13 protein-coding genes, 6 tRNA genes and 1 riboswitch are annotated in these 13,883 nt (G+C 68.6%); of the genes, 12 read left to right on the top strand and 7 right to left on the bottom strand.

Annotated features, from left to right (window positions below; translation table 11 throughout):
* Positions 1-64 precede the first annotated feature (64 nt).
* On the top strand, positions 65-1,102 hold the full coding sequence (gene zapE, locus ABC337_RS00690; protein WP_377972930.1) for a cell division protein ZapE: 1,038 nt from the start codon (positions 65-67) through the stop codon (positions 1,100-1,102).
* Positions 1,103-1,197: 95 nt separating this feature from the next.
* Here the strand turns inward: zapE and ABC337_RS00685 are convergent, their stop codons facing one another.
* The 6 genes from ABC337_RS00685 to ABC337_RS00660 all read right to left on the bottom strand — a co-directional run bounded on the left by ABC337_RS00685 (position 1,198) and on the right by ABC337_RS00660 (position 2,206).
* Complete coding sequence (locus tag ABC337_RS00685; protein WP_412882771.1) at positions 1,198-1,464, bottom strand: antitoxin; 267 nt, start codon at positions 1,462-1,464, stop codon at positions 1,198-1,200.
* A gap of 203 nt (positions 1,465-1,667) precedes the next feature.
* A tRNA-Val gene (locus ABC337_RS00680) sits at positions 1,668-1,739 on the bottom strand.
* A gap of 34 nt (positions 1,740-1,773) precedes the next feature.
* Positions 1,774-1,846 (bottom strand) — tRNA-Gly (locus tag ABC337_RS00675).
* Between the two features lie 54 nt (positions 1,847-1,900).
* Positions 1,901-1,975: transfer RNA gene (locus ABC337_RS00670), tRNA-Val, on the bottom strand.
* A 40-nt stretch (positions 1,976-2,015) separates the two neighbouring features.
* Positions 2,016-2,086 (bottom strand) — tRNA-Cys (locus tag ABC337_RS00665).
* A 47-nt stretch (positions 2,087-2,133) separates the two neighbouring features.
* Positions 2,134-2,206 (bottom strand) — tRNA-Gly (locus ABC337_RS00660).
* A gap of 722 nt (positions 2,207-2,928) precedes the next feature.
* Between ABC337_RS00660 and ABC337_RS00655 the strand changes: the two genes are divergently transcribed.
* The 3 genes from ABC337_RS00655 to ABC337_RS00645 all read left to right on the top strand — a co-directional run bounded on the left by ABC337_RS00655 (position 2,929) and on the right by ABC337_RS00645 (position 4,640).
* A tRNA-Val gene (locus tag ABC337_RS00655) sits at positions 2,929-3,003 on the top strand.
* Positions 3,004-3,248: 245 nt separating this feature from the next.
* Positions 3,249-4,094, top strand: a complete 846-nt coding sequence (locus ABC337_RS00650) for a cytochrome (RefSeq protein WP_377972928.1) — start codon at positions 3,249-3,251, stop codon at positions 4,092-4,094.
* A 303-nt stretch (positions 4,095-4,397) separates the two neighbouring features.
* Positions 4,398-4,640, top strand: coding sequence for a hypothetical protein (locus tag ABC337_RS00645; RefSeq protein ID WP_412882772.1), 243 nt, complete (start codon positions 4,398-4,400; stop codon positions 4,638-4,640).
* Between the two features lie 166 nt (positions 4,641-4,806).
* On the opposite strand, the gene ABC337_RS00640 is transcribed toward ABC337_RS00645, so the two are convergent.
* Entirely contained in the window at positions 4,807-6,309 is a 1,503-nt protein-coding gene (locus ABC337_RS00640; RefSeq protein ID WP_412882773.1) for an HNH endonuclease, read from the bottom strand.
* Between the two features lie 146 nt (positions 6,310-6,455).
* Between ABC337_RS00640 and def the strand changes: the two genes are divergently transcribed.
* From def to ribA, 8 genes are all read left to right on the top strand, one after another.
* Complete coding sequence (gene def / locus ABC337_RS00635) at positions 6,456-7,031, top strand: peptide deformylase (protein WP_412882774.1); 576 nt, start codon at positions 6,456-6,458, stop codon at positions 7,029-7,031.
* A complete protein-coding gene (gene fmt / locus ABC337_RS00630) occupies positions 7,028-7,948 on the top strand; it encodes a methionyl-tRNA formyltransferase (RefSeq protein WP_412882775.1) in 921 nt (306 codons plus the stop codon). Before def ends, fmt begins: the two co-directional genes overlap by 4 nt.
* Positions 7,945-9,561 carry an RsmB/NOP family class I SAM-dependent RNA methyltransferase gene (locus tag ABC337_RS00625; protein WP_412882776.1) on the top strand — a complete coding sequence of 539 codons (1,617 nt, stop codon included), beginning with the start codon at positions 7,945-7,947 and terminating at the stop codon, positions 9,559-9,561. Before fmt ends, ABC337_RS00625 begins: the two co-directional genes overlap by 4 nt.
* 48 nt (positions 9,562-9,609) lie before the next feature.
* On the top strand, positions 9,610-10,266 hold the full coding sequence (gene rpe, locus ABC337_RS00620; protein ID WP_412882777.1) for a ribulose-phosphate 3-epimerase: 657 nt from the start codon (positions 9,610-9,612) through the stop codon (positions 10,264-10,266).
* Positions 10,267-10,356: 90 nt separating this feature from the next.
* Positions 10,357-10,507: riboswitch (FMN riboswitch) on the top strand.
* 155 nt (positions 10,508-10,662) lie between these two features.
* Complete coding sequence (gene ribD / locus ABC337_RS00615) at positions 10,663-11,805, top strand: bifunctional diaminohydroxyphosphoribosylaminopyrimidine deaminase/5-amino-6-(5-phosphoribosylamino)uracil reductase RibD (protein WP_412882778.1); 1,143 nt, start codon at positions 10,663-10,665, stop codon at positions 11,803-11,805.
* Positions 11,805-12,443 carry a riboflavin synthase gene (locus ABC337_RS00610; RefSeq protein WP_412882779.1) on the top strand — a complete coding sequence of 213 codons (639 nt, stop codon included), beginning with the start codon at positions 11,805-11,807 and terminating at the stop codon, positions 12,441-12,443. Before ribD ends, ABC337_RS00610 begins: the two co-directional genes overlap by 1 nt.
* Positions 12,440-13,135, top strand: coding sequence for a 3,4-dihydroxy-2-butanone-4-phosphate synthase (ribB, locus tag ABC337_RS00605; protein ID WP_412882780.1), 696 nt, complete (start codon positions 12,440-12,442; stop codon positions 13,133-13,135). Before ABC337_RS00610 ends, ribB begins: the two co-directional genes overlap by 4 nt.
* 22 nt (positions 13,136-13,157) lie before the next feature.
* Complete coding sequence (ribA, locus tag ABC337_RS00600; protein WP_412882781.1) at positions 13,158-13,865, top strand: GTP cyclohydrolase II; 708 nt, start codon at positions 13,158-13,160, stop codon at positions 13,863-13,865.
* Positions 13,866-13,883 lie beyond the last annotated feature (18 nt).

Below are 13,883 nucleotides of genomic sequence, written 5' to 3'. Positions count from 1 at the left end.
CGGTGGCCACTGCGGCTTTGCCGGTAGTCTTTCTGGGGACACGAGACCAGCAGAACGGACCACCTTGGTACAGATCGAACAGCTCGCCGCCAGAACCCCGGCGGTTTCCGTGGATGAACTCCTCAAGGGTTTTTATCCATCGCCGCGCTTTGGTGAGGTCTCTTTCGCCAGCTACCGCCCCGATCCGGCCCAGCCCAGCCAGGCCCACGCGGTCCGGGCGCTGGAAACCTTCGCGGCCGGCGTCGGCGCCGGAAGCGGCGATGGCCTGTTCAAGCGGCTCTTCGGCAAGAAGGAGACGTCCCGCGCGGGCATCTACCTCGACGGCGGGTTCGGCGTCGGCAAGACCCACCTGCTGGCCTCGCTCTGGCACGCGGCGCCTGGACCCAAGGCGTTCGGCACCTTCGTGGAGTACACCAATCTGGTGGGTGCGCTGTCCTTCCGGAAGACCGTGGAGGCCCTGAGCAGCTACAAGCTGGTCTGCATCGACGAGTTCGAGCTCGACGACCCGGGGGACACCGTGCTGATGTCCCGGCTGATGCGTGAGCTCGCCGACGCCGGCGTCAAGCTCGCGGCGACCTCCAACACCCTGCCCGGTTCCCTGGGCGACGGCCGCTTCGCCGCCGTCGACTTCCAGCGCGAGATCCAGGTGCTGGCGGACCAGTTCGACGTCGTCCGGATCGACGGCGAGGACTTCCGCCACCGCGGCCTGCCCAAGGCACCGTCGCCGCTGCGCAACGACGAGCTCACGCACCACATGCAGCGGGAGTTCGACGGCAAGACCGTGGCCAAGGACGAATTCAGCACGCTGATCAACCACCTGGCCGGCGTGCACCCCAGCCGCTACCGGCAGCTGATCGACGGGATCGACGCCGTGGTGTGGCGCAACGTGGAGACCATCACCGAGCAGGCCGTCGCGCTGCGCTTCGTGGTGCTCGCCGACCGGCTGTACGACAAGGACGTCCCGATCCTGGCCAGCGGCGTGCCCTTCGACCGGCTCTTCACCGAAGAGATGATGACCGGCGGCTACATGAAGAAATACTTCCGGGCGGTCTCGCGCCTGACCGCCCTGGCCCGCGAGGGCCAGAACCACGAGCCGTCGTAGGGCGTACGGCGTCGGCTTCTCAGCCCAGCTGATTAAACGACGAAGGTGCCGGCGCCACCTATCGGCGGGACCGGCACCTCGCTGACGTACCTGGGTTAGAGGCCCTGCTGCCGGGGTTCCCCGGCTACTGGCGGGACTCCCGCGACGTGGGGTTCGCTGGCGGGACCCGTTTCGGGCCGGCCATTGGCGTTGTCCACATAATCGGAGGCGCCCCGCTGGACGGTGTCGACGCGGTCGGCGTACTTTCCGCCGGTCTTGGAATCGACGAAGTCACCGGCCTTCTCAATACCGTCCTTGATAGCCGTTTCGTTGCCATCAATCAGCCGCTGAGCCTTGCCCTTTAGATCGTCAAGTAAACCCACGGGCACCTCCTTTCAGTCGCGGAGCCAGATCGCTCCTAGCGCTTTCGATCCTAGCCCCGGCCCGGAGGCATGCCAAGGGTGCTGACGGTTTGTACGCCCAGAGGAGAAAGCCATGGCGGGATGGTCATCACGACGGCGGCCGGCCGCTGGGCCAGGAAGGGTGGAAACGAAAAAAGCAGCTCCCGGGGGAGCTGCTGTGAGAGTGGGCGATACTGGGATCGAACCAGTGACCTCTTCCGTGTCAGGGAAGCGCGCTACCGCTGCGCCAATCGCCCGCAACCGGAAGAATCCGGAGTGGATGGTAAAGAGAGCGGACGACGAGATTCGAACTCGCGACATCCACCTTGGCAAGGTGGTGCTCTACCAGCTGAGCTACGTCCGCATTTAGTCCGTCCGGCAATGCCGGCGGTACTGGATCAAGCAAGTTGCCTTGCTTTGGTGGGCGATACTGGGATCGAACCAGTGACCTCTTCCGTGTCAGGGAAGCGCGCTACCGCTGCGCCAATCGCCCCTATGCATCCGGCCGGAACCGGAAACCAGGGTTTTCACCGAGGTGGGTACGGGATTCGAACCCGTGTATACGGCTTTGCAGGCCGCTGCCTCGCCTCTCGGCCAACCCACCGTGTAGACAGAATCCGTGAAGATTCTTATCCGTGACAGTGTCCTGCGAGCGGACGACGAGATTCGAACTCGCGACATCCACCTTGGCAAGGTGGTGCTCTACCAGCTGAGCTACGTCCGCAGTGTTGATTGTTGATTTCCCGCCGCACTCGGCAGTTCCTCGCGTTCCAACGAGTAAGAACTCTATAGGAGGTTCAGGCAATCTACAAATCGACGGCGCTGCGCCGGCTTCCTACCCCCGCGGATCCCTGTAACCACGCGGATTTTGCTAATTACAGGGCTGTAATTCGAGGCCGTTTCAGGGAGCGCCAAATGGGGTTGAGAGTGCGGGTTGAGCGGGGCCATGCTCGGCATGGCGCAATTCGGGGGGTCCGCTTTGTTGGTCGGGCGCTCTCGAACCCTTGCTTTGCAGCTCCGCGGGTTCCACGGAGGATCCGACGCCAAGCGGTCCGGGTACACACCCGCAGTCGGACCCGATGTGAGGCGAAACCAAGTCGCCTCGAAGTCCCCGACGACGATGGGTTGCCCCGGGCGCCTCGGGATAGCGGGTCCCGGATCTGCTCGGGAACGCCCGACACCGACACTATGGCAACCCGCGACGCGAATACGACGCGGGCCGGGGATACGACGCGTGGCCTAAAGACGACGCGGGACCGGGAAGCAGCGCAGGCCTGGGGTACGAGGTCGCCTCGATTCCTCGATTCCCCGATGCCACTCGGCCGCGGCGGACGCTCATTCGACGACCCCGCGCAGCGTCGACAGGGCACTCAACGGGCTGCCTCGCCGCAGTTGAAGGCCGATTTTAGATTTCCGCCGGGGTGGGCTAGCATTCAAGGGCACCCGGGGCGATTGGCGCAGTGGTAGCGCGCTTCGTTCACACCGAAGAGGTCACTGGTTCGAACCCAGTATCGCCCACCAACAGATGGTCCGTTCCGCTCGTAGAGCGGGACGGACCATTGTTTTTTGGCGGTCAGGCGGCGTTATCGGCTGGGCCGGTCGGGCCGAGGCCAGGGCGGTCTTGGGCAACTCGGCGGATACCGACCGCGGGCAGCGCCTCCCGGCTATCTACCGGCTACCGGCTACCGGCGCACGCAACCGCCGTCGTCGTTGGTCGCCTCCACAGTTTTCATATCGCGTCAGACCCCTGTGAAAGAGTTTTTGCCATGACAGCCCCACTCCTCGCCCACGCCACCGAGTACGGACGGATGTACGCCCGTTCCACCTCGGCCCAGTTCACGGTTCCCTCGATCACCACAGTGATCGGCCAGCAGCCGCACGGACTGGATGGCTGGTTTGGCTACATGGGCGCCAACAGCCTGGCCGCCGATCCGTCCCTGCCGGAGATTCTGGGCAGCCCGGCAAAGGTCCGCCAGGCCGTCAGCCGGGCGGCGAAGGCCGCGGAAACATACCGGGACGACGCCGCCAAGCGCGGCGACCGGGTCCACAACTACTGCGAACAGGTTGCCTTGCGCGCCCTGGGCCGCCCTCACCAGATGAAGGAGACCCGCGAGGCACTGGCGGCCAACGGCGAGGAAGCCTTCGCCGCCCGCTTCGACGAATGGTGGGAGCTCTTCCAGGTCGAACCGATCGCACCGGAGATCACTGTCTGGAATCAGACGGTGGGATACGCGGGCACGCTCGACCTGGTGGCCAAGATCAACGGCCGCACCTGCCTGATCGACTACAAGACCAAGGGCACCACGCGGGACGGCATGGTGAAGCCGCTGGACGCCAAAGTGGTGATGCAGCTGGTGGCCGGCATGAAGGCCGAGGAGAGCCTGGTGGACCCGGTGGCGGGGGAGTGGGAGCCCTGGCAGCACGGTGACTCGCCCATCCTGCTGGCCGTGGCGATCGGCGAGACCGAGGTCCGCCCGGAACGCGCCAACCCGAATGTGCTGAAGCACCACTGGTGGAAGTTCTGCGCGCTGCGCAGGGTCTGGGAGATGTCGGCCGACACCGTGGCGGCAGGTCCGGCTCTGCTGCCGATCGCCCCGCCGATGGCACGCTAACCCTTCGCCTTAGCGCGTCTTTCGGGCCGAAACGCCCTTCCGCGAAGCGGCGCCGGGTAAGCACCCTAGGGCATGGCTAATCGGCGTAGCTCTCTTTATCACTGCATGGTCGGTGCCCTCACCATGGCACTGCTAAGCGGTTGCGCGGCTCCCGGCGGGCCGGGAGAGGGGACGGCATCCGCAGCACCCACCGTGGAATCGGGATCCCCGACCGCTCAGGCTCCTGGACCAGCGACCACGCCGGCATCCCGGTCGGGCGCCCCAGCCACTACGGCCGTGCCGGCGTCTGAGACTCCTGTGGCCGTGCCGTTCAACCTCTTCACGCATTGCGGTATCCGCGAGGCATTGGTCGACGGGACGTACTTTCTCGCCGATAAGATCCTCGACGACGGCAATGGCAACCCTCCCGGCGGCTGGGACAACCCTTACCAGGCCGGCACGATGACGGTCAGTGGCTCCACAGCGGTCTTCCGGGACGACGCGGGACACACAGTGACTTTCCGTTCGCGGCCGGGAGCCACCGGTTTCCTGAACATGTGTTCGTGACAAGGGTTCCCCGGAGTGCGACAGCACTGCCGCGCCGGCCGGATGCCTACCGGATGCCTATGGTCGCGCCCGGGCCAAGACAGCGTGGCCGGGGATGCCGGCGACAATGGGACGGAAGTATCGGGACGGAAGTAGCAGCACCGAGGTAGCGGGACGGAAGAACCGGCTAGGCAGCAACGGGACGGAAGAATCCGTTGCGGCGCGGTCTTCGGTCGGGGTCAACGTGCGGCGGCGGGATGAACCACGGCACCCCCAGGCGGACACGGAGCTCCCACTGCTCCTTATGGAGCACGTGGTGGTGATGCGAGCACAGCAGCACTCCGTTGTCCGTACTGGTGGCCCCGCCGCGTGACCAGTAGTCGATGTGGTGCGCCTCGCACCACGGTGCCGGGATGGAGCAGCCGGGGAAGGCGCACCCTTGATCCCGGGCAACCAGTGCCTTCCGGATATGCGGCGGGAACACCCGGGACGCCCTGCCGATGTCCAGGACGCGGCCCTCACCGCCGAGCACCACGGGAATGATGTCCGCGTCGCACGCGATCTTCCGCACCGTGGATGCTGTGACCGGTCCGGCGAAAAGCATCGACGCCGTGCCCTCGCTCGATTCGATCCGTTCCCGCAGGTCCCGATAGTCGATCGTCACCATCACCTGGGGCCGCAGTCCACCCGCAGCAGGCAGACCGCCGGAACCGAGGGCAAGCTTGCAGCCGCCTACCAATCCATCGAGACGTTTCTGGGCAACGGAACGCAGGTCCAGGGACACGCCGTCGTCGCTCCCGATCCGCGGGTTCGTCGCCGTGTTCATGACGGTGATGAGGTGTTCGCACTGCTCATCCGTGGCGAAAATCTCTAGGTGGTGCAGACCGTGCCTCCGCCTCCGGATGAAGGCGCCTTGCAACTGCCGGAGCAGTTCCTCCGACGGTTCGCTCCCGTCCTGGTCCACCGCGTTCAGCCACCGCTGGGCGATCCGGACAAGAAAATCGGGGTCATGCTCGACGGCGCTGCGGGTGAGCGCGTGTTCCATGCGTTCGAGCGTCCGGGCGTCGCAGACGGGTTTGGCCCTTTCCAGGGCCGCCACGGTGACGCCGGCCGACCGAGCGGAGACGTCGCCCGCTGCCACCGCGGCTCCGAGTTCCTCGCGGACCGGCGGCAGGAGTTTCCCCGTGAGGTCCTGCCGCGGCAGCACTGCCTCGGCCAGCCGCAGCCTGCTCCGCGCCTCGGCGAGAGAGATGTGCAGCCTGGCCCGGAGGAATTCCGCGGTATTCCGGAAGCCGTCGTCGGCGGCGCAAGACGCGGTGGCGCCGGCTTGCTCGTCGTCCATCAACCGCCCGGTTGCCGCCGTCGGTGCTGCAGCCGCAGTGGCTGAGACTGTGGGCGTGGCCGACTCCTGCCAGCCGGTGGTCCAGCCGGGAACGGCGCGGGCTTCGGGCGCGGCCAGCTTCCGGCTCCGGTTCACCGCCGCCGCGGCCACAAGTTGCCAGTATTCGGTAAGGCGGGAAAGCTCCTCGGCTGCATCCGCCAGATCGGCCGCGTCCTGTAGATCGAGCAGGGAGGCATCCCTAGCCCCCGCGGGACCGGCCTCCCGCATCAGGGACAGGGCCGCATACACTCCGGCGACCGACGTCGGTCCGGAATCGATCTCCGCGATGAAACCCCCGATGGCTTCCATGTATCGAGTCTCCTGCGGGGGTCTGACATTTTAGGCGGCCCATGGACATTGCGGGGGGAGAAGCATCCCCCCAAAATCCTCGGCACCGAATCTGGCACTAAACTGGATGGAATCCCTGACCGCCCAGCTCGAAGGACAGATCACCCATGGCCATTTTGAACATCCGCATCATCGGGGACCCTGTGCTGCGCACAGTTGCCGATCCCGTGACGGAGTTCGGGCCCGAGCTGGAGAAGCTGGTGGCGGACATGCTCGAAACCATGGAAGACGTCGAGGGCGCCGGCCTGGCCGCCCCGCAGGTGGGCATCAGCCAGCGCGTCTTCACCTACCGGATCCGCGGCGTCGAAGGTCACATCATCAACCCCGTCCTCGAAAACAGCGAGGACTTCCAGCCCGACGAGGTGGAGGGCTGCCTCTCCATCCCCGGCCTGGGCTTCCCGGTCCGCCGCTTCCGCCACACGCGGGTCACCGGCGTCGACGTCCGCGGCAACCCGGTGGAACTCGAAGGCGAAGGCATGCTTGCCCGCGTCTTCCAGCACGAGACGGACCACCTGGACGGCATCCTCTTCACCGACCGTCTGGAGGGCGAAGACCGGAAGACTGCCCTGCGCGCCATCCGCAACGCCAACTACGACTCCATCACCGAAAAGACGACGTCGAAGCGCGCCAAGACCGTCGGCTCCAGCTTCGGCGCCGGCGCCTCCTTCGGTTCCGCCCAGTGAAGGTCCTCTTCGCCGGCACTCCCGCCGTAGCCGTCCCCTCGCTGGACGCACTGGTCGCGGCCGGGTTCGACGTCGTCGCAGTCCTGACGCGCCCCGACGCGCCGCTGGGGCGCAAGCGCATCCTAACCCCGTCGCCGGTGGCGGCGCGGGCAGCCGAGCTCGGGATCGAGATCATCCACGCGGCCAGGGTCGACGCAGACGTGACGGCCAGGATTGCTGCGGCCGCCCCGGACGTCGCCGCGATCGTCGCCTACGGCGGCCTGATCCCGCGGGCCGCGCTCGACGTCCCCGCCCACGGCTGGATCAACCTGCACTTCTCGCTGCTGCCGGCCTGGCGTGGTGCCGCCCCGGTCCAACGCGCCCTGATCGCGGGCGACGACGTGACCGGCGCAGTCACCTTCCGGCTCGAGGAAGGCCTGGATACCGGCCCCGTCTACGGCACCCTCACCGAGGCCGTCGGACCCGAGGACACCGCGGGGGACCTGCTGGAACGCCTTTCCCACAGCGGCGCCGTGCTGCTGGCCCAAACACTCTCCGCGGTCGACGCCGGCAAGGCCGCCGCGGTCCCGCAGCAGGGCGACGTCACCCTCGCCCCGAAGCTCACCCTCGAGGACGGCCGCCTGGACTGGCAGCTTCCGGCGCTGGCAATCAGCCGACGCTCCCGCGGCGTCACCCCGGAACCTGGGGCGTGGACCATGCTGGACGGCCAGCGGATCAAACTTGAACCCGTCCGGCTCCGGCCCCAGGCAACGGCGCTTCCGCCGGGACACCTGGCGTTGGATGGCAAGGCCGTCCTGGTGGGAACCGGCTCGCACCCGGTGGAATTGACCCGGGTACAGCCCGCAGGCAAGAAAATGATGGCCGCCGCCGACTGGGCGCGCGGGCAGGCAACACTGGAAAGCGTGGTCTTCGAATGAGCGAGTCCGGATCGAACGGAAACGGCCGCGGCCGCAGCGGAGGCGGCGCGGGCAACCAGCGCGGCCAAGGCAACTCCGGCAGCCAGCGCGGTAAGGGCGGCGTAGGGGCCGACAGCTCCCGCGCCGGCGTGCGCCGCGACGCGCAGGGCCGCGAACGCAACCGGGGACCCAAGCGCAACTTCACCGAGAACGCTCCGGCCCAGCGCACCCGCCGCGCCGACCCGGCCCGGCTGGTGGCGTTCGAGGTGCTCCGCGCCGTCGCCGCCGAAGACGCCTACGCCAACCTGGTGCTCCCGGCCCGGATCCGCCACCACGGCCTGGACAAGCGCGACGCCGGCTTCGCCACCGAACTCAGCTACGGCGCCCTCCGCGGCCAGGGCACCTATGACGCCATCCTGGCCCGCTGCGTGGACCGGCCGCTGGACCAGCTGGACCCGGCGATCCTCGATGCCCTGCGGATCGGCACACACCAGCTGCTGGCCATGCGTGTCCCGGCGCACGCCGCCCTGGATGAGACCGTCGGCCTGGCCCGCGCCGTCATCGGTGCCGGCCCCTCCGGCCTGATCAACGCCGTGCTGCGTAAGGTCTCCGCCCACACCCTCCACGAGTGGCTCGAGCTCCTGCTCGCCGGCGAAGCGGACGAGACCAAGGGCGCCGCCATCCGCTATGCCCACCCGGAATGGATCGTCCGGGCCTTCCGCCAGTCCTTGGTGGCGCACGGCCGGCCGGTCTCCGAGATCAACAGCCTGCTGGAGGCGGACAACGACGCCCCGGTGGTCAACCTGGTGGCCCTGCCCGGCTTGGGCAGCCTCGACGAGGCACTCGAGAACGGCGCCACGCCCGGTGAGCTGGTGGAGGGCTCAGCGCTCTCCAGCGGCGGCGACCTGGGCCGGCTCGCCTCCGTCCGCGACGGCAGCACCCGCGTCCAGGACGTCGGCTCCCAGCTCGTGGCCCGCGCCCTCGCCGCGGTGGACCTCGGAGAGGCAGGCCACGGCGACGACAGGAACGACGACGGCGAACGCTGGCTTGACCTCTGCGCCGGACCCGGCGGCAAGGCGGCCCTCCTCGGCGCCCTCGCCCGGCAGCACGGTGCCACGCTGCTGGCCAATGAACCTGCCCCGCACCGCGCCAAGTTGGTCAGCCAGGCCCTCAACGCAGTCCCGCGCGAGTCCTGGCAGGTCCGCACCGGCGACGGCCGCGAGGTGGGAACCGAGATGACCGGACAGTTCGACCGCGTCCTCGTCGACGTGCCCTGCACCGGCCTCGGCGCCCTGCGCCGCCGTCCGGAATCACGCTGGCGCCGCACTCCCAAGGACCTCGCGGACCTCGGCCCGCTGCAGCGGGAGCTGCTCAAGTCCGCACTCGACGCGGTCAAGCCCGGCGGCGTCGTCGCGTACGTGACCTGCTCGCCGCACCCGGCCGAGACCACCGCCGTCGTCAGCGACGCCCTGCGCAAGCGCGAGGACCTGGAACTGCTCGACGCCGGTGCCGCCCTGGACGCCGTTAGCCTCACCGGGCACCTGGAGGCCGGCCATGAGTCGACCGCCCAGCTCTGGCCGCACCTGCACCGGACGGATGCAATGTTCTTGGCGCTCATCCACAAAAAGGCCTGATCCAGCGGTCATACTGGCACCACACCGGCACCACAGCAAAGGACTTTCATGACGCACACCTGCATCAACCCCAGCATCCTCTCGGCCGACTTTGCGAACCTGCAGACGGAGCTGGCGAAGATCCGGACCGCGGATGCGGTGCATGTGGACGTGATGGATAACCACTTCGTGCCCAACCTCTCCCTGGGCCTGCCCGTGGTGCAGCGGCTGCAGGAGATCAGCCCGATCCCGCTGGACGCCCACCTGATGATCGAGCACGCGGACCGCTGGGCGCCCGCCTACGCAGACGCCGGCGTCGCCTCCGTGACCTTCCACGCCGAGGCGTCGATCGCCCCCGTGAAGCTTGCGCGCGAACTGCGGGCCAGGGGAGCGAAGGCCGGGCTGGCGCTGCGCCCGGGAAGCGGCGTCGAGCCGTTCTTCGACATGCTCGGCGAACTGGACATGATCCTGATCATGACCGTGGAGCCCGGCTTCGGCGGCCAGGAGTTCCTGGAACTGACCCTGCCCAAGATCCGCCGGGCCCGCGCGGCCATCGACGCGTCCGGCCTGGACGTGTTGCTGCAGGTCGACGGCGGCATCACCGAGGACACCATATGGCGCGCCGCCGAGGCCGGGGCGGACGTCTTCGTCGCCGGTTCCGCGGTCTACGGGGCCGACGATCCGGCCGAGGCGATCGAGCGGCTCCGCGAGGCCGGAAAGCGCTGACACCGGGCCCGGCGCCTGTTGCGTCCGGTGACGGCCGTGGGCCCGGAATACCCTGCCGTCAGTCGCGGTTGTGTCAGAATAGCTACACACATACGTGCTCCGGGGTCGGTGTAAGTCCGAACCGGCGGTGACAGTCCGCGACCCGCGAGCCGGCGCCTTCCAGCAGGAGGGCAACGGCGGACGGTTGAACCGGTGGAATTCCGGTACCGACAGTTAAAGTCTGGATGAGAGAAGCACGTACAGCTGTTACTGCGGCGCCCCTTCGCGCCGCGGCACTGCGCTGTCGTATACCCCCGGAGCCATCGCGGTTCAGAGGAAAGGTATAGACAGACACATGAACCCCCTGCGATGGCTCTTCAACCGCACCGCGGTCCTCCGGGATCGGGCGGGCGGCCGATGAGCGTTCACCCCACCACACCTGACTTCAGCGCAGCAGAATCCGCTGCCATGGATGCCGCCCTCGCCGCGGCCGCCCTCGGCCCCCGCGGCGCAAATCCGCTGGTGGGAGCCGTCATCATCGCCCCCGACGGTTCCCCGCTGGTCACCGGCTACCACCGCGGCGCCGGCACCCCGCACGCCGAGGCCGACGCGATCGAGCAGGCGAAGCTGGCCGGGTTCGATCTCACCGGCACCACCATGGTGGTCACGCTCGAACCCTGCAACCACGTGGGCCGCACCGGCCCCTGTGCCCGGGCCATCATCGACGCCGGCATCGCCAACGTCGTGTACGCCGTGGACGACCCGCATGATCCCGCCGCCGGGGGAGCGGCCACCCTGCGCGCCGCCGGGGTCACCGTACGTTCCGGCCTGGCAGAGGAGACGTCGCTGGAGCTCAACCGGCGGTGGTTCGACGCCGTCGCCGCCCAGCGGCCGTTCGTCACCCTGCACATCGCGCAGACCCTCGACAGCAGGATCGCCGCCGCGGACGGCACCAGCCAGTGGATCTCCAGCCCCGAGTCGCTTGAGGACAACCACGCCCTGCGCGGCCGGATCGACGCGATCCTGGTGGGCACGCAGACCGTCCTGGTGGACAACCCGCGGCTGACGGCCCGCACTCCCGACGGCCGGAACGCGGACAAGCAGCCGCTGCGCGCCGTGATGGGGCTGCGGGGGATCCCGGAGGACGCCGCCGTGCACGGCGACGACGGCAAGGTGCTGCACCTGCCCACCCGCGAGCCGGCCGAGGCGCTGGAACAGCTGTTCGACGCCGGCGTCCGGCACCTGATGGTGGAAGGCGGTTCCAGGATCCTCAGCGCGTTCCTGTCAGCCGGCCTGGTAGACGAGCTGATCCTCTATTTGGCGCCCACCCTGCTGGGCTCCGGCACGGCCGCCCTCGAGGACCTCGGCATCGGCACCCTCGCCGACGCCCAGCACTGGTACTGGGACGAGGCCACGGGCGGCTCCGTGCAGCGGCTCGGCCGCGACCTGCGGCTGCACCTGCGGCCCCGCACCGGCAACGCCGCCAAAGAAACAGCCACCCCTTCTTCATCCGAGACCACCCCGCGCCATGCCGCGGTCACTGCCCCAGGAGGCAACTGATGTTCACCGGAATCATCGCCGAACAGGGAAAGGTGCTCTCGGTCTCCCGTGACGGTGACACCAGCGCCACCCTCCGGCTGCACGCACCCACCAGCACCGAAGGCCTGGCCCACGGCGGCTCCATCGCCGTCAACGGCGTCTGCCTGACCGCCACGGACATCGACGAGACCGACTTCAGCGTCGACGTCATGGGCGAGACCCTGGTCCGGAGCACCATTGGCAGCCTCGCCGCGGGGGACCAGGTCAACCTGGAACGCTGCCTCCCGGCGGGTGGCCGGCTGGACGGGCACGTCGTCCAGGGCCACGTCGACGGCGTCGGACACCTCGTGGAGCGCGAGGCACTGGGCAACTGGGACCGGCTGCGCTTCGGTGTGCCCGCGCCGCTGGCCCGCTACATCGCCGAGAAGGGTTCCATCGCCGTCGACGGCGTCTCCCTCACCGTCACCGCGGTCAGCCCCGCCCCGGCATCCGAGCCGTGGTTCGAGGTGGGACTGATCCCCACCACACTGGCCGAAACCGGGCTGGGCGCCAAAGAGGTCGGCGCCCCGGTGAACCTGGAGGTGGACGTTCTGGCCAAGTACACCGAACGGCTCCTGGCCTTCGCACCCGCCCGGATCACCGGAGAGGACGCATCATGAGCACGCTGCAGAACCGCCAGGACGACGCCGTTCGCGCCGCCGGCGCGGGTGTCCGGGTGCTGGACCCGGTCGAGGACGCCGTCCGCGCCATGGCGGAAGGCCGTCCGGTCCTGGTGGTCGACAACGAGGACCGCGAAAACGAGGGCGACATCATCTTCGCCGCCGCGCACGCCACCCCGGCGCTGATGGGCTGGACCATCCGGCACAGCTCCGGCGTGATCTGCGTGCCGCTGGAGGACGACCGCGCCGACTCCCTTGCCCTGCCCCCGATGGTCACCATCAACGAGGACGCCAAGGGCACCGCCTACACCGTCTCCTGCGATGCCGCGATCGGTGTCAGCACCGGAATTTCCGCCACGGATCGGGCCCTCACGGCCCGAATTCTGGCCGATCCCACCAGCGAACCCAGCTCCTTGACCCGGCCCGGGCATGTTTTCCCGCTCCGCGCCGTTAAGGGGGGTGTGCGGGAGAGGCCCGGCCACACCGAAGCAGCCGTCGAGCTGTGCCGGCTGGCCGGCGTCGAACCCGTTGGTGTGATCGCAGAAGTAGTGCACGACGACGGAGAGATGATGCGGCTGGACGGACTTCGCAGCTTCGCGCTGGAGCACGGCTGCCCGCTGATCTCGATCGCCGACCTGGTGGCGTACCTTGAGGCCGGGAACACCGGTAGCCACGCGGCGGCCTCCGCCTAGGACCTTGGACAGAGGAGAAACAATGACGACTTCCCCAGCGCAGCCGGCCACCCCGGCGCAGCAGCCGCACCCGGTCAGCGGCGGCCCGATCGTGCAGCTTCCCACCGCCTTCGGCGAATTCGTGGCCCAGGCCTGGACGGACCTGGAAACCGGCGCCGAGCACCTGGCGGTGAGCTCCCCGCTGCCCGCCACCGACGGCAAGGCGCCCCTGGTCCGGCTGCACTCGGAGTGCCTCACCGGCGACGTGTTCGGCTCCTACCGCTGCGACTGCGGCGAGCAGCTGGCCTACGCCCTGGAACTGATCCACGAGCACGGCGGCACCCTGCTCTACCTGCGCGGCCAGGAAGGCCGCGGCATCGGCCTCGCGAACAAGATCCGGGCCTACGCGCTGCAGGAAGCCGGCTTCGACACGGTCGAGGCCAACGAGCAGCTGGGTCTGCCCGTGGACGCCCGCTCCTACCAGGCCGCGGCCCAGATCCTGGCGGAGATGGGCCTGAACGAGGTCCGGCTGCTCAGCAACAACCCTGACAAGCAGGACCGGCTGGCCCAGGCCGGCGTGCACGTGGTCGAAATGGTGCCCACCGAGGTGCCCTCCCGCGAGCAGAACCTGCGGTACCTGCAGACCAAGAAGGACCGGATGGACCACCGCCTGGTCCTCGACATGCAGCCGACCGCGCTGGACCCGGGAGCCGGGGCCGCCGGCGTCGAATCCGGTGTCCAGGCCGGCTAGGCCGCACGGAATCCCCAC

The sequence above is a fragment of the Arthrobacter phoenicis genome, assembly GCF_047238215.1.
Lineage (GTDB): Bacteria > Actinomycetota > Actinomycetes > Actinomycetales > Micrococcaceae > Arthrobacter.
The sequence above is the reverse complement of the archived record's forward strand: the minus strand, read 5'-3'. Positions and strand labels throughout refer to the sequence as shown.

Coding starts and splice junctions, on each gene's coding strand:
- ribB (WP_412882780.1), top strand. CDS start 12,440: ATGAGCACGCTGCAGAACCGCCAGGACGACGCCGTTCGCGCCGCCGGC.
- ABC337_RS00625 (WP_412882776.1), top strand. CDS start 7,945: ATGAGCGAGTCCGGATCGAACGGAAACGGCCGCGGCCGCAGCGGAGGC.
- ABC337_RS00640 (WP_412882773.1), bottom strand. CDS start 6,309: ATGGAAGCCATCGGGGGTTTCATCGCGGAGATCGATTCCGGACCGACG.
- rpe (WP_412882777.1), top strand. CDS start 9,610: ATGACGCACACCTGCATCAACCCCAGCATCCTCTCGGCCGACTTTGCG.
- ABC337_RS00610 (WP_412882779.1), top strand. CDS start 11,805: ATGTTCACCGGAATCATCGCCGAACAGGGAAAGGTGCTCTCGGTCTCC.
- ABC337_RS00650 (WP_377972928.1), top strand. CDS start 3,249: ATGACAGCCCCACTCCTCGCCCACGCCACCGAGTACGGACGGATGTAC.
- def (WP_412882774.1), top strand. CDS start 6,456: ATGGCCATTTTGAACATCCGCATCATCGGGGACCCTGTGCTGCGCACA.
- ribA (WP_412882781.1), top strand. CDS start 13,158: ATGACGACTTCCCCAGCGCAGCCGGCCACCCCGGCGCAGCAGCCGCAC.
- ribD (WP_412882778.1), top strand. CDS start 10,663: ATGAGCGTTCACCCCACCACACCTGACTTCAGCGCAGCAGAATCCGCT.